At 59.8% G+C, this 23,028-nt stretch carries 13 protein-coding genes and 1 pseudogene; 5 read left to right on the plus strand and 9 right to left on the minus strand.

Features of this window, described 5'->3' with window-relative positions:
- Positions 1-2,151 (minus strand): DNA internalization-related competence protein ComEC/Rec2 (locus AC3WLP_RS22985; protein ID WP_103340253.1); only part of this gene is annotated, 2,151 nt, incomplete at its 3' end.
- 142 nt (positions 2,152-2,293) lie between these two features.
- Here AC3WLP_RS22985 and AC3WLP_RS22990 point away from each other — a divergent pair.
- A pseudogene (locus tag AC3WLP_RS22990) lies at positions 2,294-2,800 on the plus strand (DUF2062 domain-containing protein); the annotation flags it as partial.
- Between the two features lie 9 nt (positions 2,801-2,809).
- On the opposite strand, the gene AC3WLP_RS22995 reads toward AC3WLP_RS22990, so the two are convergent.
- From AC3WLP_RS22995 to AC3WLP_RS23005, 3 genes are all read right to left on the minus strand, one after another.
- A complete protein-coding gene (locus tag AC3WLP_RS22995) occupies positions 2,810-3,589 on the minus strand; it encodes an ABC transporter permease (RefSeq protein WP_003247128.1) in 780 nt (259 codons plus the stop codon).
- Positions 3,586-4,518 carry an ABC transporter ATP-binding protein gene (locus AC3WLP_RS23000; RefSeq protein WP_088513094.1) on the minus strand — a complete coding sequence of 311 codons (933 nt, stop codon included), beginning with the start codon at positions 4,516-4,518 and terminating at the stop codon, positions 3,586-3,588. Before AC3WLP_RS23000 ends, AC3WLP_RS22995 begins: the two co-directional genes overlap by 4 nt.
- Positions 4,519-4,651: 133 nt before the next feature.
- Positions 4,652-5,275 carry a glutathione S-transferase gene (locus AC3WLP_RS23005; RefSeq protein ID WP_003247126.1) on the minus strand — a complete coding sequence of 208 codons (624 nt, stop codon included), beginning with the start codon at positions 5,273-5,275 and terminating at the stop codon, positions 4,652-4,654.
- 379 nt (positions 5,276-5,654) lie between these two features.
- On the opposite strand from AC3WLP_RS23005, the gene AC3WLP_RS23010 reads away from it, so the two are divergent.
- The 4 genes from AC3WLP_RS23010 (at position 5,655) to AC3WLP_RS23025 (ending at position 10,084) form a co-directional block, all read left to right on the plus strand.
- Complete coding sequence (locus AC3WLP_RS23010) at positions 5,655-8,102, plus strand: acyl-CoA dehydrogenase (RefSeq protein ID WP_088513093.1); 2,448 nt, start codon at positions 5,655-5,657, stop codon at positions 8,100-8,102.
- Positions 8,103-8,181: 79 nt separating this feature from the next.
- Positions 8,182-8,586 (plus strand): PA2817 family protein, encoded by a 405-nt coding sequence (locus AC3WLP_RS23015; RefSeq protein WP_012053307.1) that lies wholly within the window; start codon positions 8,182-8,184, stop codon positions 8,584-8,586.
- 162 nt (positions 8,587-8,748) lie between these two features.
- A complete protein-coding gene (locus AC3WLP_RS23020) occupies positions 8,749-9,291 on the plus strand; it encodes a fimbrial protein (protein WP_088513092.1) in 543 nt (180 codons plus the stop codon).
- A 55-nt stretch (positions 9,292-9,346) separates the two neighbouring features.
- Entirely contained in the window at positions 9,347-10,084 is a 738-nt protein-coding gene (locus AC3WLP_RS23025) for a fimbrial biogenesis chaperone (protein WP_178085917.1), read from the plus strand.
- Between the two features lie 14 nt (positions 10,085-10,098).
- On the opposite strand, the gene AC3WLP_RS23030 is transcribed toward AC3WLP_RS23025, so the two are convergent.
- The 5 genes from AC3WLP_RS23030 to AC3WLP_RS23050 all read right to left on the minus strand — a co-directional run bounded on the left by AC3WLP_RS23030 (position 10,099) and on the right by AC3WLP_RS23050 (position 23,027).
- The gene (locus AC3WLP_RS23030) at positions 10,099-11,556 is read right to left on the minus strand and encodes a hypothetical protein (protein ID WP_088513091.1); all 1,458 of its coding nucleotides are present in this window, start codon (positions 11,554-11,556) and stop codon (positions 10,099-10,101) included.
- A gap of 71 nt (positions 11,557-11,627) precedes the next feature.
- On the minus strand, positions 11,628-13,823 hold the full coding sequence (locus AC3WLP_RS23035; RefSeq protein ID WP_012053311.1) for an autotransporter outer membrane beta-barrel domain-containing protein: 2,196 nt from the start codon (positions 13,821-13,823) through the stop codon (positions 11,628-11,630).
- Positions 13,824-13,983: 160 nt separating this feature from the next.
- Complete coding sequence (locus AC3WLP_RS23040; RefSeq protein WP_017147839.1) at positions 13,984-15,993, minus strand: hypothetical protein; 2,010 nt, start codon at positions 15,991-15,993, stop codon at positions 13,984-13,986.
- A 301-nt stretch (positions 15,994-16,294) separates the two neighbouring features.
- Positions 16,295-20,140 carry an RHS repeat domain-containing protein gene (locus tag AC3WLP_RS23045; RefSeq protein ID WP_088513090.1) on the minus strand — a complete coding sequence of 1,282 codons (3,846 nt, stop codon included), beginning with the start codon at positions 20,138-20,140 and terminating at the stop codon, positions 16,295-16,297.
- A gap of 55 nt (positions 20,141-20,195) precedes the next feature.
- Positions 20,196-23,027 carry a hypothetical protein gene (locus tag AC3WLP_RS23050; RefSeq protein WP_088513089.1) on the minus strand — a complete coding sequence of 944 codons (2,832 nt, stop codon included), beginning with the start codon at positions 23,025-23,027 and terminating at the stop codon, positions 20,196-20,198.
- Position 23,028: the final 1 nt, after the last annotated feature.

A 23,028-nucleotide genomic window follows, 5' to 3' on the forward strand; every position in this document is an offset into this window, starting at 1 on the left:
CCCCAGCACCAACCGCAATGCCCCCTCCACCGCCGTATCATGCATCACCACCCCATGCCGCCCATACCGTTCGACCACCTGCACGTGCGGGTGCCCGAAGCTGTTGTTGCGCCCCCGCGAAATCAATACCCCGCGCGGTGCGGTAGCCCGGACGAACGCCTCGGTGGACGAGCTGCGGCTGCCATGATGCGGTGCCTGCAGCCAGTCGATGCGCGGCACTTCAGTGTCCGCCAGCCACGCCCGTTCGGCAGCAGCTTCCATATCCCCCGCCAGCAGCAAGCGCTCGCCCTGCGCCTCGACCAACAGCACACAGGAACGGTCATTACTGCTCTGCCCGTCCACCCAGCGCCACAACGAAAAACGCACGCCATCCCAGTCCCATTGCTCGCCACTGGCACAAGGCTCCAACGGAACATCAACCAGCGCTTCCCCACCGATTATCCGCTTGATCGGCAAACCACGCGCAATGGCCTCGGCCCCGCCCGCATGATCGGCATGCGCATGGCTGATCACCATCACGTCAAGGCCGCCCACCCCCAGCTTGCGCAAGGTTGGCAGCACCACGCGTTCCCCCAAGTCGCTTTCCCCCCTGGCCGGCCCGGCATCGTAAAGCAGGCTGTGATGCCGCGTACGCAAGAGCACCGCCAGCCCCTGGCCGACATCCAGCTGCCAGACCTCGATTTGGCCAAACGGCACCGGCTCCCTGGGTACCCACAGCGCCAGCAGCATCACCCCTCCCAACCCGCGCAGCGGCACACCACGAGGCAGCAAAAGCAACAGCGCACCCAGACATACCAGCAGCCAGGCCCACCACGGCAGGGCCGGCGGCACCCATGCCGGGCGCTGTTGCGCCACCAGCGCCAGCCCGCGGAACAGCACATCCAGCAGGCCACCTGCCAGCCAGAGCAACGCCTCGCCAACGCCCGCCAGCGGCAACATCAGCGTGCCCAACAACGCCAATGGCAAGACCGCCAGGCTGACCCACGGCACCGCCACAAGGTTGGCCAGCGGCGCACTGAGGCTCACCGGCAAGCCGGTGGCCAGCAACACCGGCAGCAAGCCGACGGCGATCACCCATTGCGCTCGTGTCCAGGCCTGCCAGGGCCGCCAACCCCCCAACCGGGCACTGAAGCAGTAGATGAGCGTGGCCACGGCGGCGAACGACAGCCAGAACCCAGGCAGCAACGCCGCCAGTGGCTCGAAGACAAGCACAGCGACCAGTGCAAGCAGCAACGGAAAAAAAGCGCCAAGGTGGCGAAAGCGCAGACGCCAGAGCAGCACCACGGCCAGCATCAGACAGGCCCGCTGCACTGGCACCCCACCACCCGCCAGCCAGCCGTAGGCCAGCGCTGCGGCCATGGCCAGGCCACAGGCCCAGGGTAACCACGGTAGCCTTGCCGGCCATAGCCCCCAACGTGCCAGCCCGGCGACCAGGCCATAGAGCAAACCGGCGACCAGGCCGATGTGCTGGCCGGAAATCACCAGCAGGTGCACCGTGCCGGTGGCCTGCAACGTCTGCCAGTCCTCCCGGGCCAGGCCCGCACCATCGCCAAGCACCAGTGCCACCAGCGCTGCCTGTCGGCCATTGGCTTCGACCATCAGCAAGCGCTGACGCAGCGCATCGCGCCAACCACCGGCGACTGGCGCCAGCAACTGCCCCGCCTTGACCGTACCCGTAGCCCCCACCCGTCGCCCCAGCAACTGCGCTTCCCGGTCAGGCCCGTGCGGGTTCAGCAGCCCGGCCGGGCGTTGCAAGGTCACCGCCAGCCGCCACTGCTCGCCCGCCCGCAGCGGCGGCCCATCGAACCAGCTCAGTTGCAAACGCTGAGGCAGTTCGGCCCGCCGCGAGCGTGGCGCTTCCAGCTCGAAACGCACGCCTTGTGCAGTGCGGGCCGGCAAACCCGCCACCCGCCCCTCCAGCCACAAGGTGCGGCCCTCCAGGCCGGCAGCCAGACGATCATCAAGGGCCTGCTGAGCAGACCCGCACGCCCAACACAAGCCCAGCAGAAACCAACCCAACGGCCAGACGCGGGTAAACAGGCTGCCGACAGCGCAGGCTGCCAGGGTTATCAACCATCCGACCGATGGCAATGCGGGCAGAAAGCCCAGGCACAACAGCCCGAGCGCGAGCGCAAACATCCCTGTGCGCATGAGGTAGAGCTCCAGAAGGCGAGTCACCTCCTGAGGCATAGCTCAATTGCCGGCATCGCTTGCTCAACAATTGTCACAAACTCTAAACGAGGCGGAGCAGGATTAAGGGCATACTGCCAGGGTCAACGCTCCGGGAGCCTACATGCCGCGCCGACTTTTCAAACGCTACATGCCGGACCCGACCAGCATTCGGGAACACAAGTCCTTACGCTTTTTCGGCAAATTGCTGCACGACCCCAACCTCTGGCACCTGAACCGCCATTCGGTGGCCAGAGCCATGGGTGTGGGCCTGTTCGCGGCGCTTATTCCCATCCCGATGCAGATGCTGCTGGCGGCGGCCCTGGCGATCCCGGTGCGCGGCAACCTGCCGGTCGCCGTCAGCCTGGTGTGGCTGACCAACCCGTTGACCATGCCGCCGGTGTTCTTCGTCACCTACATGACCGGTGCCTGGCTGATGCAGGTACCGCCGCGCACCCTGCCCGATGAGCTGACCTTCCAGTGGATCACCGACCAGCTGTCGACGCTGTGGCAACCCTTCCTGCTCGGCTCGGTGGTGTGCGGCGTGGTGCTGGGCATCCTTGCCTACTTCACCACCATGTTCTACTGGCGCTGGTGGGTGGGCCGGCAGTGGCGTCGTCGCCAATGCCGGTGCAAGGCTTCAGGCCCGCATGCCACGGCCGCTGACCAGCAAGCGAACGCAAACAACGTAGAGCACCGCAGTGGCCACCAGCATGAAGGTGATCGCCGTGCCAATGCTGATATCCGACACCCCTAGAATGCCGTAGCGGAACGAGTTGACCATGTGCAGCACCGGGTTGGCCAACGACACGGTCTGCCAGAACGGCGGCAGCAGGTTGATCGAGTAGAACACCCCGCCCAGGTAGGTCAGCGGCGTCAGCACGAAGGTCGGGATGATCGAGATATCGTCGAAGTTGCGCGCGAACACTGCGTTGACGAAGCCAAGCAGCGAAAAGATGGTGGCCGTCAGCAGCACCACCACCACGGTCACGCCCAGGTGGTGCACCTGCAGGTCGGTGAAGAACATCGACAAAATGGTCACGATCACACCCACCGCCAAACCACGCAGCACCCCACCCAGCACATAGCCGACGAGAATGGTGTGCGGTGACACCGGCGACACCATCAGCTCTTCGATCGAGCGCTGAAACTTGCTGCCGAAAAAGCTCGACACCACGTTGCCGTAGGAGTTGGTGATCACCGACATCATGATCAGCCCCGGCACGATGTACTGCATGTAGGTGAAGCCACCCATGTCGCCGATCTGCCGGCCAATCAGGTTACCGAAGATGACGAAGTACAGGACCATGGTGATCGCTGGTGGCAGCAACGTCTGCGGCCAGATGCGCAGGAAGCGCCGCACTTCGCGGTAGACGATGGTGTTCAGGGCGACCCAGTTGGTGCGCAGTTCCACACTCATACGGCCACCTTCGACAGGTTTTTTTCCACCAGGGACACGAACAGCTCCTCAAGTCGGTTGGTCTTGTTGCGCAGGCTCTGCACCTCGATGTTCTGCAGCGCCAGCTGGCCGAACAGCGCGGTGATGCCGATGTCCTTCTCCACCTGCACTTCCAGGGTATGCGGGGTCAGCAGCCGGCACGGGTAGCCCTGCAGTACCGGGGCCGCGACCAGGTCCTGCTTGAGGTCGAGCACGAAGGTTTCGACATGCAGCTTGCCCAGCAACTGGCGCATGCTGGTGTTCTCGACGATGGTGCCATGATCGATGATGCCGATGTTACGGCACAGTTGCTCAGCCTCTTCCAGGTAGTGGGTGGTGAGGATGATGGTGATGCCCTTCTGGTTCAGCTCGGTGAGGAAACTCCACATCGAGCGGCGCAGCTCGATATCCACCCCGGCGGTGGGTTCGTCCAAGATCAGCAGGCGCGGTTCGTGGATCAATGCACGGGCAATCATCAGGCGCCGCTTCATGCCACCGGACAACGAACGCGACTGCACATCACGTTTGTCCCACAGGCCCAGCTGGGTCAGGTACTGCTCGGCGCGCTCCTTGGCCAGCTTGGGCGGGATGCCGTAGTACCCGGCCTGGGTCACGACGATGTCGAAGGTCTTCTCGAACTGGTTGAAGTTGAACTCTTGCGGCACCACGCCCAGGCAACGCTTGAGCGCGGAGGGCTCGCGGTCCAGGTCGTGACCGAACACGCTCACTGTGCCGCTGGTCTTGTTCACCAGGGTCGAGAGAATACCGATGGTGGTGGATTTGCCGGCGCCGTTGGGGCCGAGCAAGGCGAAGAAGTCGCCTTCGGCAACATCGAGGTCGATGCCTTTGAGGGCCTGAAAGCCATTGCCGTAGGTCTTGGTCAGCTGTCGGATGGACAGGGCGGAACTCATAGCGGGTCACTTACCGAAGAAAAAGGTGCAGGACACGCCAGGTAAAGTCACTGGCGCAGTGAGTGCAGCCATGGTGCAAGGCCAGGCTGCACAAGTACAGTCACATCTATTGATAATGACTATCGAAGCGGGTTCAAGTGAGCGCGGTCATCACGGCGGCCTGGTAGGCCGGGCGTTGCTTCAGGCGTTCATACCAGGCTTGAAGGTGGTACATGTCCGGGCGCTCGATGGGCAGTTCGAACCAGGCATAGATGAAGCTACCCAGTGGGATGTCGCCCATGCCGATCTGGTCACCGGACAGGTACGGCTGATTGGCCAGGGTTTCGTCGGCAATGGCCAGTAATTGCGCGCACTGCTTGTGCGCGGCGTTGATCGCCACCCAGTCGCGCTGGTCTTCCGGCGTGCGCAGCAGGCCCCAGAACAGCGGGCGGAAGGGTGCGGCGAAGGACGATGTGGTCCAGTCCATCCATTTGTCGGCCAGGGCGCGCTGCCGTGGGTCTGCCAGATACCAGCCCTGCTCCGTGCCGTACTCCGCGCACAGGTAGCGAACGATGGTGTTGGATTCCCACAAAGTCAGGTCGCCGTCTTCGAGCATCGGCACCAGGCCGTTGGGGTTGCGGGCGCGGTAGTGCGGCTCGTTGACCACGCCGAAGGCGCCACCGGCGTCGATGGACTCGAAGTCCAGGCCCAGCTCGTGGGCGATCCACAGCGCCTTGCGCACATTGCTCGAATTCTTGCGGCCCCAGATCTTCAGCATGGCAACATCCTTTTGAGTGCGGAGGTGGCACAGTCTACTCCAGACCTTCGCCGCCTGTACGGGCCTCTTCGCGGGCAAGCCCGCTCCCACAGGCTCACCACCGTCTTCACGTCACCGGTATTCCTGCGTGGGTTTTACCCACACATAGGCCGAGCCTGCCGGCCATTCACCATCGCGGCCGCCCCCGCATTCGCCAATCGCTGCCATCGCCACCTTCCGTTGTAGGAGCGGGTTTACCCGCGAATAGGCCGGTACAGGCGAACAAATGAACTGAAACTCCCACCGCCACACCCTGTCACTGTTCTGAACATGCCGTTCACAGCATTGCGTCTAAGCTGTCTGGGACGGCTCAAGCCCTTGGTTCCAAGGAGGACCGATTATGTTGCTGTTGTGGTTGGTGGTGCTGGTGATCGGCGCGGCGTACCTCACGCACCGGCGCCTGGCGCCCTTGCAGATTCTCGGCATCCTGGCGGCCTATGTGCTGTTGATGGGCATTTTCAGCAGTGCCCCCGGCTGGCTGCTGGCCCTGATCTGGGTGGTGCTGGCCCTGAAGATCGCCCTGGTTGCGCTGCCGCAGTGGCGACGCAAAGTCTTTACCGCCCCTGTATTCCGCTGGTTCCAGCGCACCCTGCCGCCCATGTCCCAGACCGAGCGCGAAGCCATCGACGCCGGCACCGTGTGGTGGGACGGCGAACTGTTCAGTGGCCGCCCCGACTGGCGCACCTTGCTGGCCTACCCGGCACCGAAACTGACCGAAGAAGAACAGGCCTTCATCGATGGCCCGACCGAAGCACTGTGCGCCATGGTCAGCGACTGGCAGATCGGCCAGGACCTGGACCTGCCGTCCGAAGCCTGGGCACATATCAAGCAGCATGGCTTTTTCGCCCTGATCATCCCCAAGGAATACGGCGGCAAGGGCTTCTCCGCCTACGCCCACTCCCAGGTGGCGATGAAACTGGCCACCCGCAGCGGCGACCTGGCCTCTACGGTGATGGTGCCCAACTCCCTCGGCCCTGCCGAACTGCTGCTGCACTACGGCACCGACGAACAACGCAACCACTACCTACCGCGCCTGGCCCGTGGCGAGGAAATCCCCTGCTTCGCCCTCACCGGCCCACTGGCCGGCTCCGACGCTGGCGCCATGCCTGACACCGGCATCATCTGCAAAGGCCAGTGGCACGGTGAAGAAGTGATCGGCCTGCGCCTGAACTGGGAAAAGCGCTACATCACCCTCGGCCCGGTCGCCACCCTGCTGGGCCTTGCATTCAAGGCCTACGACCCGGACCACCTGCTGGGCGATGAGGAAGAACTGGGCATCAGCCTGGCACTGATCCCCACCGATACCCCCGGGGTGGAAATCGGTAAACGCCACCTGCCACTGGGCGCCGCGTTCATGAATGGCCCCAACAGCGGCAAGGACGTGTTCGTCCCGCTGGACTTCCTCATTGGCGGCCAAGCGATGCTTGGCAAAGGCTGGATGATGCTGATGAACTGCCTGTCGGTAGGTCGCTCCATCTCACTGCCTGCCGTGGGTACAGGGGCTGCCAAGTACACCAGCCTGGTGACCGGCCAGTACGCCAATATCCGCGAGCAATTCAACGTGCCACTGGCTGCCTTCGAAGGTATCCAGGAGTCGCTGGCACGTATTGGCGGCAACGCCTGGCTGATGGACAGTGCCCGCCTGCTGACCGCGAAGGCCGTGGATCTTGGCGAGAAACCCTCGGTGCTGTCGGCGATCCTCAAGTACCACCTCACCGAGCGTGGCCGCGAATGCATCCAGCACGCCATGGACGTGCACGGTGGCAAGGGCATCATCATGGGCCCGAACAACTACCTGGGCCGCAACTGGCAAGGGGCGCCGATCTTCATCACGGTCGAGGGCGCCAACATCCTTTCGCGCAACCTGATGATCTTCGGCCAGGGCGCCATTCGCTGCCACCCGTTCGTGCTCAAGGAGATGGCGTTGGCCGGGCGTGAAGACCACGATCAGGCGCTCCAGGAATTCGATGACCTGCTGATGAAACACATCCTGTTCGCCGCCGGCAATGCGGCCGGCACCCTGGTGTTCAACCTGGGGCTGGGGGTTTTCGAGAAAGTACCGGGTGACACGCTGAGCCAAGGCTACTTCCGGGCCCTCAACCGCCAGGCCGCCGCCTTTGCCCTGCTGGCCGACCTGTCGATGATGCTGCTGGGCGGGGCGCTCAAGCGCCGGGAGCGCCTGAGTGCGCGGCTGGGCGATGTACTCAGCTACCTGTACCTGTCCAGTGCCGCACTCAAGCGCTACCACGATCTCGGTTCGCCCGAGCACATGCAGCCCCTGCTGCGCTGGGCCGTGGAAGAAAGCCTGGGCCAGGCGGAGCACGCCCTGGACCGGTTGCTCGACAACTTCCCCAACCGCTTCGTCGGCTGCGCGCTACGGGTGCTGGTGTTCCCCTTTGGCCGCCGTCACACCGGGCCGAGCGATGAACTGGACGCCGAGGTGGCAGCGCTGATAGGGCGCAGCAAAGGCGACCCTGCGCTGGAAGAGCTGCTTGCCGGTTGCTTCAGGCCGCAAGCCAACGGCGACCCGGTGGCAGCCCTGCAACGAGCCTGCGACCTGCTGGAGGCGTCGACGCCGCTGCACAACGCGCTGCATCAGGCAATCAAGGAAGGCAAGGTACGACCGGCGCCCGGGCAGTCGGTGATCGATGCGGCAGTCGACAGTGGGGTACTTCAGCCTGATCAGGCGCAACGCCTGCATGCAGCCGAGCAAGCGCGCCGTGCGGTGATCGACGTGGACGCCTTCGACAAGGCACAGCTGCTGCCGGAGCAAGGCAAGGTACGCTGAGACAGGGGCCGTTTTGCGGCCCCTTCCCCAACCGGCGTATACTCCGCGCCCCGTTTCAACCACCTCGAGGACCACCCCAATGGCTAACCCCCACCTGGAATACCACCTGCAACTGTTGAACCACCTGCGCACCATATTGGTGGCCCTGGGTGAAGCCGAGCAGGTACCGGAGGAAAGCCACACCCTGTTCCTCGACCGCTTCGACGAGCTGCTGACCCTGTTGCCGCAAAACCCGCTGGAAAGCCAATATCTGGGCCAGGACCTGATATGCCAGGTGATTCAGCGCTATCCGCAAATCGCCCACCTGGTGCCGCGCGACCTGCTGTGGTTCTTCGGTGGCGACTGCCTGCACTTCATGCCGGACGAAGAGCTGCAGCTCTACCAGAACCTGGAAGATCTGCGCTATGAAGCGGAACGGGACGGCCAGCGGTTTGACTGGCATGCACAAAAGCAGGCTCTGCTGGAAGCCGTAAAAAAGTCCTGACCACACGTGCGCTGCCGCCCTAAAAATCCGTACCCAGCTGCCACTTAATCCTACATTCAACCATTGGCCTCCCCCCCTATGCTGTTGGCCGCTCCCCCTTCGGCTCGAAGCCGACGCAAGGGAGCGTCCCCTAGTCAACACGACAACATCAAGGACCTGCCAATGAAAAAAACTTTGCTCATGCTCGCCATGGCGATGGCCAGCAGCAGCGCATTCGCTCTCGACGATGAAACGGGCCAGATCAGCTTCTACGGTACCATCTACGGCGGCGGTACCTGCCCGATTGAAGTCGTCGCCCCAGGTGGCAGCGTTATCCCCGAGGTATCGCTGGGTAACTTCACGAAAGGCTACTTCCACACCCCTGGCACCGCCACGCCTGACAAGGCATTCGCGCTGAAGATAACACCGACTCCGGCCTGCCAAATTCCAACCCCCCACACCGCAACCGTGAAATATACACCCTTGCACGGCATCGTCGGCGGCGACCTTTATGGCGTCAACGGTGCCTCGGGCGTGGGCGTCGCGATCAAAGACAGGCTGAAAGCCAAAATTGCACCCAACAGTGCTTCCATCCCATACGATCTATACGTAGATCGCCCAACGGAGATGGTGTTCTACGCCTCGTACGAGTCTTACCTGGATGCAGCAGATATCACCGACGGTGTAGCACAAGCTGAAGTCGCCTTCACGGTAGACCTGCCTTGACACCTACTCCAGGTGCCCGCACCTGGAGTCCACCATTCCTGCCCGGTCAAACACCATGTCACCCCTTTCTCGACTTCTGATCACCTCATGCAGCTGCCTGGCGCTGCTCACAGCCATTCTCCCCGGCGCACAAGCGGCACTCACCATCAGCCACACGCGAGTGGTGCACGACAGCGCCAAACGCAGCTCCTCGGTCATCGTCGCCAACCCCTCCAACAGGCCGTACGCGGCGCAGGCCTGGGTAAACACCCAAGCCGACGACGCAACCACTGCCGTCCCCCTGATCGCTGCCCCTAACCTGTTCCGCCTCGACCCCGGTGGCGAACAGACGGTGCAAATCAATGCCCTGCCTAACGATCTCCCCCGTGATCGTGAGTCCGTGTTCTATTTCAACCTGCAGGAAATACCGCAGGCAGCGACCAATGACGGAGAGAACATCCTCAACATCGCCCTGCGCACGCGCATCAAGCTGTTCTATCGACCCAGTGAGCTCAAAGGCCGCCCGCAAGACCGGTTGAAAGACCTGGCCTGGTCAGTGCAACAAATAGATGGAAGACCGCATCTGGTCGTCGATAACCCGTCGCCTTATTACTTCACCTTCAGCCGCCTGGTGGTAAGTGGCAATGGCGCGAGTGAAACCATCAACGCCAAGGCCATGGCCTTGCCCCTGGGCACGCAGGCCTATGCACTGAACACCATGACAGTCACCGATGGGCTGCAGGTGAAGTTCACCACGATCAGTGACTACAGTGGCATAACTGCAGAGGTCTCCAGCCCGGTCGCAAGGCCGTGATCCAACACCTTCCATCAATCGCGCAGTGGCAGGTTGAGCACGGGACGAAACGCTACCCAAGTCGCGCCCTCATCGAAGCTTACGGACGCCGTGATAGTAAAATTATGATCGATCCATAGGGTGGCCAGGTGGGTTTTAGGTACCGTCACATCATCGCGCATGCCAATTCCCTCGTCGGCCTCGGTGGCAGATAACGCATGCGCAAACAGCACGTCATACGCTGGCGCGTCGCTGCCACCAGGCAAGACCCCGGTCAGCTGAATGCTGACCTGCTGCCCCTCGGCAATCAAAGGCCAAGTGCCCAGCCGGATCGGCACATTGGCTGGCGCCGTGCCCAGGCTGAACCCATCGGGATTGGCCCCATCCAACTCGGGTTGGGGCAGCCGCTCCGAGCGCGCTTTCACGTCCAGAGCAAGTGCGTCGGAATCGAGCGCATTGGCGTTGTCACTCACGCGATATAGCACCGTCACGGTATGCGTGCTTTGCGCCAAAACGTACTGGGTGGGTATTTCGAAGAAACGCTCTTGCCCGTTGTACGGCGTGCTGGTCGTAAAGTACCCCGCTGTGCCCGGCGCTCCCCACACCACCGTGAGGGTTTCATCCGGGTAGATAACCGCACTCGCCGGGACCTCAACCAGTAACGGCGGGTAAAAGTCATTGAGCGTCAGCGTCTGTTGTGCCCCCCAGCCCTCTGCCTTTTCGATCAACACCGGCGGCAAACTTCGCGGTATCGGCGTGGCAGCCACCTCCAGCGTGACTGGCCGTGAACCAGCGCTCAGGTTACCGGCACGGTCACAGACCTTGTAATGGACATAGCGCTTGCCATCACCGCGCGCCAGTATCATTTCCTTGGAAAATACGATGCTTATCGGCTGGCTGGGGTCCTTCAGTTCATACCGATCGACCTCTTCATCGGCAAACGGCTCACGGTCCCAGTAAACGATCAGCATGTCAGCCACTGCGGGGGTTTGATAGCTCGGTACCAGCGCCTGCAGGACGTTGTTCTCGAGGTAGCGCGCGGTCACGCCGTCCCTGAGCACTTCCTCATCGAACACCAGGCTCCCTTGGTTGTCACCCAGCACTGGCGCCACCTTGTCGATGGTCAGGGACAGAGGCATGGATCCGACCTCCCCCCCATTGAAGCCGTGGGCCAAATAGGTGACGGCCGCCACCCCGTGCTCGAGGAACTGCACCGGGACATCCACATAGAGCTCATCTGGCGGTATGTCGTCGTACCAGGTCTTTTTCTCGACCTCTGAACCGTTCCAGTACAGGATGATCCATTCCGGGCGTTCGGGAGTTGGACGCGAGTATTCCCACATCGGGATGTCGATGCGCAGTGGGCGACCCAACACCGCAACCGGCAGCAAATTGTGCTGCCCGCCGGGAATGTCGGGTAGCGCATCCGGCGCCGTCGGCGGATCGAGCGGAACCGGAACCGGAACGGAAGTACCCTGTGTAGACCGTTGCATACTCTGCATCTCCATCCAGTGCAGGCGGGCACAAAAAGGGGAGGTTCGATACCTCCCCGGTTGCAATAGCCCTACCAGCTGTAGTGAAGCCCGACGTTGGCACCCCAGGGCTGCTCGATCTTTTCACCGTTGGCGTAATCGAAGTCGGCGTGCAGTTGCAGGCGATCGGTCATGCTAACGGCAACCCCCAGCCCCAGCTCGCCGCGCGAGCCCGACAGATCATTGTCAAACCGGTTGTCGTTGACGTTGACCTGGTTGTCGTCGACGAACTCATGTGCGTAGGCAGCGCGCAGGTAGGGTTGCACCTTGCGCCCGGCACCTAGGTCGAAGGTACGCCCAACGGTGGCCCCGGCCTTGCCAAGCAGCGAGCGGGTGACGTCGCCGCGCGCCTGCATACCGTTATCCAGGTCATAGTGTTTGCCTTGGATGGTGACCATTGACCATTGCGTATAGGGCTCGATGAAGTAGTCATTACCCAGTTCCAGATGGCGACCGAACTCCAGGGATGCACCCACACCGAAGTTGTCGTAATCACCTTTGCTGCGCTTGCCATCGCTCATTGTGATATCCGACGAGTTGTCAAAGCGGTTGAGCTTGACCACGCCATCCAGATAGTAACCGCTCTGGGCATCGAGCCAGGTGGCATACAGCCCCAGGTAATAACTCTTGACGTCGGCGGACGCGCCACGCGTCAGGTTCAAGTCCGAATTGCTGTGCCCTGCCATCACACCCAGAAGCCACTGGCCATCCCCAAGCGGCAGCGGCATATCAGCACCTAACGAGAAGCCCTGCTGTACCTGCTGGTATGCACTGCCCGCTGCATCGGAAACGTTGTACTTGTTGCCATATGCCCTGACCCAGCCACCCGCCTTGCCTTGGTCCAGGCGCAGTTCGCCCATGCGGCTACGCAAGGTGGTGAGCTCGCCATACCATACGGTCGGCGCGGTGTTGAACAGGGCCAGCACCGAAGCGGTGCCGGGGCTGATGACCTTGCTCGCACCGTCGAGGAACCAGTCGTTGCCACGCTGCACCAGTTCGTAGGAGAACGTGCCCACGTCGACTGGGCCGTTGAGCAAGGAAAACTGCGCATCGCCTGCAGCGGCATGCACCAGGTGCAGTTGGTTTTCAGCCACAGGATCGGCACCACTGCTGCCAACCAGCAAGGTATGGCTGCCGGTGGCGGTACCGGTGATTTCAAGGTAATCGCTATCGCCGGTACTGAAGTCGGCGTCCATGATGAAGTTGCCACTGCCAGCCAGCGTCCCCACGCTCAAGCGCTGATACTGGCCCGGCTCACCAAACCTGACACTGCCACCCTCAAGGGCCAAGCTGCCGACCTTGCTGTCCTCGACCATGTTCCAGCGCGCCTGGTTGCTCAAGGTCAGGCCTGCTACGTTCTCCAGTCGGCCTGTCAGGCTGGCGTGGTTGTCCAGCGTCAGCGAGGCGCTGGAGCCCTCTTCGACACGCACGTCACCCACCAGCTGGCTGTTGTCCACCGTCATGCGCGCCGTGGAACTGCCCATGACCTCCAGCAGCGTGCCGTTGCTGCCTTGCAAGGTGCTTCCTCCGGCTACGAGGATATCGGCCTCAGCCGGGCCAAGCGCGGGGTTGCCGACCACAATCGCAGAGCCGTCCTGCCCCTCTACGTGCGACCCCACCAGGCTCACCGTTGCAGTGCCAGGCTGTGCCTGCGCAGACAATATCCGCAAGCCATTCCGTGCACCCTGCAAACGGCTGCCTTCCGCGCTGAGCGTTGCGTTGTCAAACATGTCCGCAGCTGCGGCCGTGCCGGTACCGACCAGTGTACTGTTGTGCAGTACCAGGGTCGACTCGTCCGATATCAGCGCGCCCCCCCTGGCGCCTTCGACATAACTGTCACTGACGGTGGCCGTTGAGCCACCCAGGCTGTTGTCGTGCTGCAAGCGCAGACCATAGCGGGCGCTGACCACCCGCGAATTGGCAGTTACGTTTGCGCTCGAACCGCCCCGCAGGGCGATGCCATCGTCCAGTTGCGCATCCACCGTGCTGCCGCTCATCTCCAGGTGCGCACCGCCAAAAATATCGATGTGCTGGGTGGATGCACCGTTGGCGTCAAGCCTGGCCCCTGGGTTTAGTTGATAGTTATCGAGTGGTGTATTCGCATCGATGGTCAGGTCGCCATCCACGGTCGTCAACGCTTGGGCAATTGGGCTTAGCATCATAAGCGCAGACATGACCACCTTGGCCCGCACCAACGGCCCCCCGCGTTGTTTTTTCACAATCCCCATCAGCAATGACCTCAGTTGTGTCAGTTAATATTTCTGCCAAACGGCTATGGCAGAAAAGTTACTAAACACAGTCCGAAAATTCTGTAGGAAAACCCTACAATCCCTTCGTCAACTTCAGAAAGGACGGCGATGGCGCGCTCTATCGCCGCCCTTTCACTGCTCATGGCGTAAGTGGGCAGGCAGTCCCAAGCACGTGCATGGAGACAATTTGTTCCAAGGTAACTGAGGTGTACGGCTTACCATCCAAGGTGAAGCTATACGTTACACGACCACGCCCTTCCCTGATGGCTGTGCTGTAGTTAGGAATGGGTAAAATGTGCACATCATATGGCTCGACCCGCCAGACGAAACCATTCAACTTACCGCCAGTCAGGGCTATATCTTCTGTCTTGTCGATACCCGGGATTTTTGTGTCGCCAGAGTACCCATGCACCGCCGTCCAGTGCATTGTCACCGTATCACTCTCTGTCAAGCCATACTGAGCAAGATCAGGCATTTGAACCCGAATAGATGGGACGGTGTCAGTGGGGTCGTTTGGATCGAACAACGACTTACACCCCAGCCAGCCTACTGGCGCTTCGGTATTTCCGCCTAAGAAAGCAGGTGCCTCGGGGCGCAAAACGATGGCATTGACTAACACATCGGTAGAGGGTGAAGCCGTTTTATTTGGGATGCCAGTGCGCGTGATCTCATAATGAACCGGTACGGTACCGTTCTTGCCTGCCTCGATATATTCCCAGGGAATTTCACACGTAATATTCGAGCCGGGGTCTCCATTTTCTACAGGATAATCCGCATCAGCAATATGTTGCCCCCCCCAATAGAAGGTAATGTTGTCGCCCTCTTTGAATGCAGCATCAAGCAAAAACGTCAACGATGCAGGATGCGTTTCATCGGCCGGGGTCAGTTCGTTGGCTTTACCTGAGATTGCACCAGTTACCGTGACTGGCCCCAGCTTCGGGTTGACGGGCCCTGGCCATTCTGGGTCCGGATTTGGGTCAACCGGCCCAATGCGTTCGAGGTTGACGTTCACATCAATGGATTTGCTACCTGCCGAGACCGCCCCTCGTCGCAGCTCATAGCTGACGGGCGTCTGCACATCGCCGCTGCTCGAACTACCATACTGCTCCCACACTTGCAGCGACGTCAGGTTGACGACCAAGGGGAAGCGGGGAGCGTTGCCGATCGGTTGCCAGCCGAGCTTGAGCGTCCCCCATGTCACTTCAAGCTCATCCGTGGGCTTGAAGTTTGAAAATTCAGGGATCTGCACGCTAACACCGGTGAAAACATCCTCTTGGTCAATCAAACCATCACCAGAAGGCGCCAACGGCACTACAGGGTCCTGCAACCCGGTGGGCAAGGGCCCGATAGCCACCCCTACCGGGAGATACTGCGAGAGCTTGCTGATGTTCCCTGCCTTGTCCACCAACAGGTAGAGTGCATAGACGCCGCCGTCACCCATGTCTTCGATGGCCTTCTTAGGCACTCGCAACGCTTGTGGTGGAGCTTGCACAGGCACACTCACAACAGGTTTAAATTCGGATGGATCGTCAGGCACGCTTTTCAGCCAATACACATGTACGGTATCGCCTGCCTTATAATCGTCATATTCTGGGAAGGCCAAATCCACGCTATCGATATTGGCATCCGTCACATCCGCAATTGGCGTAAAGGGTGCTGGCAGTGCCTGGCCATAGGGAGGCACACGGTCAAATATCAGGCTGAGTTCACCATCAGATTTTATCCTGTCTCCACCATTGTACGGCTGAACTTCACAACTGAATTTGTGTTCACCCTCCCCCCACAACTCTATCTTCGCTTTGGGAACTGTGAATGCAAAAGGAAAACCAGGCTTATCATCGGCATTGAATTCCCGGTTGAACATTTCCTCTGGCCCACCCGTAGCCGCAGTATGATAAACATATAATGTGTCAAACAGGCCAGAATCCGGCGGCGCAAACGTATCCCAAGCTTGCAGATCGATAATCAGGTTTTCAGCTGGGTTCAGCAAGACGCTGTTCTTCACAGTATTATCTGCTGGGTCCGCCAACAGCGATTCCTTGATAGTTGGCGGATCGAGCGGCGCGACCTCGACTGCCCGGGCCCTGGCCCCGCGAACGCTTTGACGGGCTTGTTCTGCTGCCGCCCACTTGCTTACTTGCTTGTTCATAGCCTCACCCGCTGGATAGAAGTTGAAAAACGACAAACCAACCAAACTCAGGTGAACCCATTAAAAAGCGTAACCCCCCCATCGACAACTGACAAAAATGTCAGTTGACGCTTTTACAAAGATGCTTTTTTCAAACGTGAAAATCCGATACCAGAGGGCTGGTATCGGATTTTCCATAAAGCCCAGATTGGGTTCAACTGCTTAAGCAAGCAGCATTATGCGCAGGCGCAAGACCTTTCACCCACGGGGTGGGCCCACTTGACATTACCCCTGCAAAGCCAGGTAGCCCCTCGATAAAGGGTCACAGTACATCCTGCATCGCCAACCGATCCAGCGCATCGTAACCATAGGTAGCCCCACCCGAACCGGACGCCAGCTTGACACGCTGCAAACGCCCTAACCCATCATATTCAAGTTGACGCCCCTCCTCATCCAGTATCAGGTTGCCATCGGCATCGTATTCCAACTCAATGATTCGCGGCTCATCTTCAAGCCCATTGATGGTGATGCCCGTCAGTTGCGCGGGGTCCCAAGGGTTGTCGAAATGATAACGGGCATCGATCATGCCTTCCTCGAACAGGGTGCGCACTCGGGTGATGTTATCCAATGCGTCCATATCGAAGCGCTGCAGCTGGATCTTGTTGCCATATGGGTCTACGGGTACATAGGCGTCTTCACCCTGACACTCGTAGTCGGTCAACCGGCCTCGCTCGTCATAGACGTAGCTTTCTTCGCGCAGCACCGGCGTGCCCTCGCCCTCACTAAGCGTTTTAGTCACGATTGCATCCACTGCATCGTAGGTTTGGGTCAACGTCTGCTGCGTGTCGCCAAAATCAAAAATGCGGGATGTCTCGCGTTCGAACTCATCGTAGCCCAAGGTAGTTGTCAGGCTACGCACACTACCGTCGGGTTCCTCCGTTTCCGTCACGTAGGACTCGATGCGGCCCAGTGCGTCATAGTAGAAGCGGCTGACAAGTGTACCCAGGCGGGTTTCCTCGAGCTGGCCCAATGCGTTGTAACGGTGTGATTGAACACCTCCTAATACATCCGTATAACTCAAAAGGCGACCGCCAAGGCTGTGGACGTATTGCATGCGAAGCGGTTCCCCACCCCCCTGGCTACGCGTTTCCGAGCGCAGGTGACCGGTACTGTAATAGTCTCGCGAAAGCTCATCACCATTTTCCTTGCAACCGAGCAGCCGAGCATTTTTTGTGTCGTAGTCGTATTCCGCATTCACCTCGGTGTTAACCAGGGTCCTTTGCCAAGGCTCTTCACCTACCTGTGGCACATACTTGTAAACAATATGCTCGCCACGGGGGGAAATCACTGACTCCGGCTGGCGCATGCCCGGGGCATATTCCATCAAGCGCCGACGACCACCGGTAACAGACGCCACCATACGGTTCAGGCCGTCAAAGGCCTGTTCGCCCAACACATGCTCCTCCACTACCCCACTAACGGTTTCCAACACTTTGATCAGCACCGGCAGGTCTTCGTGGCTATGCGGCGCATACTCACGCACCACCTGCGAGTTATCGGCCAAGGTATGCACGAGCAGTCGATCGAATTCATCGTAGGCAAAGGCAGTTTGCGCTTGACGGCCATCGATTTCCCGAGAGGTCCGGCCCAGGCCGTCATAAAAATACTGGTGCAAGCTTTCCCGTTTGCCATCAAGGCGCAAGCGCTCGACACGCACTGGCTTGTCGAACAGATTCTGCCATGTCACGGTCTTGCCAGTGCGCACCTTACCATCCCCCGATTCACGCCACTGCGTGATGATCGGCCCTGCTGATTCTTGCGTGCCGATCGGGTCGGTTTGTTCATGGTTGCGCACACCATCCGGCCCAACCTCACAGCAACGCTGCCCCCAGGCGTCGTACTCGTAACGGGTGGTCAGCGGCAGGTCTTCCAGCGCCAGCCACTCATGTTCAACCTCTTCAACCAGGTTGCCCAGGGCATCGTACGTTGCACTATAGGTCTGACGCTGCGCTTCCTGGGCTGCTGGCGTAAGCGCATAGTCGGGATCCTGGCGCATCCGCCGAACTTCGCGGTTCAGGCCATCGACATAGCTCCAGGTGGTAACACCCTTGACGTCTACCATGACCTGCAGAGCCTGGCTGCCATTGGACGACAGATGGTAGCTGTACTCGCGTTTCGCCGTGTACTCGGTACCCGGCGCAACGGTTTCGCTTGTTACGCGTCGCAGCTCGTCATAGGTATAAGCGATCTGCACATCGTTGCTCTCATAGTTTTCGTCATAATGGAGCAGCGGTTCACCGATCAACACCGAATGCCGCAAAGTGGTGACTTTTTGCGCATGACGCTTGCCCGTACCTGGCAGATAATGCCCATGGTCGAAGCCGTTCAGAGTCGCCACGGTTTGCACAACGGGATGCTGGTCCTCCTCAACCCGGGTGTAGTTATAGGTTGTATGGGTAACCTTGCCGTTCAGCTTCAGCGTTTCACTGACAGGCCGGCCATGTTGCAACTTATCGTCGCGCGGGGTCGCGAGCCTGGACTGGCCATGACGCAATGCCTTGATCTGGCGCCCTCGCACCAGGCCACGATGCCACGTACCGCCAACGCTGTCTGCATATTCAGTCTGGGTATGGCGCAACAGCTTGGCGCCCTGCACTCGCACCAGTGCTTCAGTATGCTGAAGCAACTTGCCCCTGGCATCAGCGTCGAGGGCGGACAGTTTGACGTAGGTATAGTCACTACGCAGTGTTTCTGCTCCGGCATCGCCGTCGGCGGCGGGCTCCACCGTGCGCGATCTCAGCCACCGGACAAAGCCTTCTGGATCACCGGGGTAGTCTCCCTCGGCGGCCGCTGGGTAATAGGTGCTGTGCGTTGTCACACCATTGGGCTGCCGCTCCAGTATCAGGTTGCCGTATGGGTCATAGTCAGTGGTGACCGTCTGCTCCCGGTAAGCGTTTGAGTTTCCTGCCAGCCGCCAGGCGGTTGTCACGGTCTTGGGTAACTGGAAGTTATTCGGTTGTGCCGAGAATCCTAAATTATCGACCTCATGATAGGTGGTGGTAACGGTATTGACGCAGGTGTCCTGGGTAGTGACCTGTTTGGTTATTAAATGGAAGCGGTTGAAACTGCGCTCCACCACGCGCACCGCAACCTTGTTCATATAGTGGCTTGTCGTCGAGGTATAGAGAAAATCGCTCCCGGTGAACTTGTACAAGTTGTCGAAGCCATTATCCTCCCAATCGACGCCGGCGCCGTTACCTAGATAATTGTTGCTGCTGAAAGCATAGTGTGTTTCGACATCTTCCTGTTCAAAGCCTGGGCTCACGACATGGCGCGTTACGTACGGTAGCGTCTTCCCGCCAGGCAAGTCATGGCCATCGTACTTGTATTCGATGACTTCGCTGCCACCGAGCGGGGTTCGCACATGGGTCAACAAACGCAAAATGCCCCACGACTCAGTTTGCAACGGATGATAGTCGAATTCCCAGCGTGCCTTGTCCGGGGTGGGTAACACGACTTGTTTCAGTTCATCGCCGTCGCGTACCAAGGTGTAACGTGCGAAGGCTTTGGTCCCGGGGTTCAAGTCGATCAGCACATCGCTGGTGGAATAGTCGATTTTCAGCAAGGTCCTGTTGGTGTCGTCAACGATCCATTCCAGGCAGGGCGCACCGTCCACAGGCGTGTAGCCCAGGGTGATGCCGTGACCTGTCTCTGCCAGCACCCGCACGGGCAAGGACACGGTGTAATTGGGAGCCTGTGGCTCAAGCAGCTCGATCAAACCGGTCTTGTGCGCCACGCGATAGCGCGTTTGCTCACCTTCACTGACATTTTCAAAATGAAAGCTGTCGATTTTGCGCTCTAGCACCACAGCCTGCTCACCCGGACCGTTGTCGTCCACTTTGAAGCTTTCACCAGAATGCAGGTTGAGCATCCCACGGTTCGTGAATTGGCTCAGGTTCAAGCTCCAGCCGTCTCCGAACCCTGGATCCCCTTTGCTCATCGGGTTGTAGGACAGCCGCAGCGGCAGGCTGGGGCCGTTGAGGTCGTTGGCGGGCAGTTCGGGTAACTGAATCGCCAGTGTGTATTGCCCGGTTCGCGGGTCAACGCCACCCTGCACGAAGCTGAGGAAGTTGAAAGCATTGGAATGGACGATGGATTGGGTCGTCATGGTAAATACTCACTCGATAATTGGGGTGCGTCGCCCGCGAACGGGCGACTTGGCTTTACTGCCCCTCAAGGACCAACTGGTTGCGGCTGTCCACGCCGCCCTTGAAAGTAATTCTCAAGTGGTGGGCATTGCCGTAGTTGTCGGTGAGCGTTACGAGCAGTGGTCTGTCCAATACCTTGCGATACTCGGTATGTTCGGTGTCAACCCAGTATTTCAAGTTCGGTACCCGATCCAGGCTCAACAGCAGGGTGCCTGTACTGACGGACTCATGGTTCTTGAACCCATAATCCAGGCCTTCGAACTTCACCTTTTCCTCATGCACCAGCAACTCGAGTTCAGCCCCATACGTGATGCCGCTCGGTGGCGATACGGAATCCGGATCACGACGGGGAATGAACGCAAACCCTGTGTAGCTGCAGTAGGTTTCGTCGATCAGTTCGCTTTCCCACTTCATCATCGATGCATACGCCAGACGGGCCCTGACAAACTCGAGTCCGGGGGCTCTGAGTACCCAGTAATCGGTGGTGTAATGCCAATAGTTGAAGAAGTCGCCGTTCGAGTGATTACTACCATCGTGGGTATACACCCGCTTTGGCTCAAATTTGTAATCGTCAATATTGGGCGGGGAAACTTGCACCCCTTGCAGCTCGAGCACCCCCGGGGCTCCCTCCTTGAGGTCAGAGTAATGCCAGCCGTTGTTATGATCCTGGAACTTGGCCTTGAACTTCCTGACCTCGGCCTCCAGGGCGTTCACAAAGAAGGTCACGGTACGCCGTGCGTCGATTGGCGCTAGCAATGAGTCTTGCTCAGCCTGAACCGCGCTAACTGGAAAGTAGTCGTAGCGAACATTGCGACGCTTGGTGACTGCCCATTTCTGGTCAGCTGCCTCCTCAGGCAGCTCATCAGGGTCCAACCCATCAGCACCAGCCGGCAAGACGTAGACTGGGCTACCGTCCTCGTATAGCAGCTGCAGCGTCGATAATTCCTGATCGCTCACCGGGTCCCATACAGTCCCGTTAGCCCCCTCGAAACTGTTGGTTTCGATAAGGACGTCGATGCCAACCTGCTGCAAACCATTGGCCAAGACCTTGTTACGATTGCTGTTATTACGCAAAACTTCAAATCTATTGAGCGCTTTCCAACGCTCTTGCTGTGTGGCCATTTGTTGCACACTGTTACGCCCGTGCTCGATCACGGCAAGCCCCCCAAGCCCGTAGGCAACGCCGACAACGACGCTGACTTCACCCGGCCCGCCTGGCTCAGCCCCCGGCGCGGTGTAGACACCGTCCTTAAGCGTACCTTTACCGAAGAGCATCCATGAGTCCGCCTTATAATCGAGAAGAGCGAAGTCCTGGGTCCCGCTGGGTGGCATTTGCGAGACATGGAACGGCTCGAGCTGGAGCATCATGGAGTATTTGATCATCACCACCGTTGCATAGCCGCTGTCGGCGCCGCGCGACACCTTTATACGCAACAGCTCCACTGGCTCCTTTTCGTCTTTGGCGCTCGGCGTATACCTGACACTGCGGGGATCCTCCGGAATCGCTTCAAAGCCGTCAGTGGTGCCATCCTCGAGCGCCCAGGAGATGCCCTCACCATCTGACGCCGTCAGCGTGAGCGCAGGATCGCCTTTGTTCCAGAGCACTACTCTGGGTGAAATCGCCAAGGCCTCGCTGGACTCGACCACTAATGCCGTACGTACTTCACTATCGGGCGACTCGGTCAGCTTGGCCGTCACTACGACAACTTGCGAGTCATTGGCAAATTTGTCGATGGCCGAAGCGGTATAACGCCCGGCCACCATGTCACCGCACGCACGCGGGTAAGTGAGATTGCGCACCGACCATTCACTGGGCGCCGTGCCCGTCAGGGTGAATAGCTTGTCTCTGGAAGCCCCTAGACTACTTAGCGCCGGCCGCAGAATACGCGCGTCCTCGCCAGGTGTAATATCGCCAAACAGGATGGTGTCATGCTGTTCGTGGTCTTCGGACATCGCAATCTCATGTTTCTGCGGCAAGACCACCTGCGACAACACGTCAGTGGCCAACTTGGCCATCATGGGCGCCCAAGCCTTGCTTACCAGCAGCGAAGCACCGTAGTTGCCCTTGCCGGCACCGCTCGACGGCAGTAGGTAGAGCCACCCGGCAGGCGCATAGCCCCACTTCAGCGCACCCCTTAACTGCATGAGCAACACCACGGCCCCATCGTCCGCAGGCGATGAGCCGCTGCCCCCCCCTTCAGGGGCCTTTTGCGCCACAACAGTGAAATCCACCACGGACACTGCGTTATAGCCAAAGTGGAATTCGATCGTTACCACCGGCAATGTCCAGTTGCGCAACTGCGGCCCGAGCTGCCGCAGCAAATATGCGCCCATGGTGCTTTCGGCGCTTGGGGTTACCGCCAGGTTACAGACCGGGTCGGAGACCGTACTCCAATCGATGACCAATTGGCCCTTGTCGGCATTACGTGACCGCACTACCTGCAAGTCGACGGTCACTTCGAATCGAAAGCCCATGCCCGGCTGCAGCACATGGCTGCGCCTCAAGAAGGCTGGCTCGCCGGGATACTCGGCAATCATGCTACACCTGCCGGCGATCAGTTCCATGCTCAGCTTGACCTGTGCCGACCGACCACTGGCCGCTCTGAACGACACCTGGGGCGGGCCGAACATGATGTTCGCGAAAACAACCTTCTCGGTGTTGTTATCCGCGTAATATTCGCCGCTGAACGGTACGATAAAGTCCTGGGTCGCGAATGCCTCGACAAAGCGATCCTGCAACAGTTGGTTGAAACGGTCGCGGCCGATCGAGAGCATCGCACCCCAGCCGTGCATGGCGTCACCCTTGCTCAGTTCTGCGAGCAAGTCATCCTTTGAATTGCTAGCCATG

The sequence above is a fragment of the Pseudomonas sp. FW305-E2 genome (assembly GCF_058782925.1).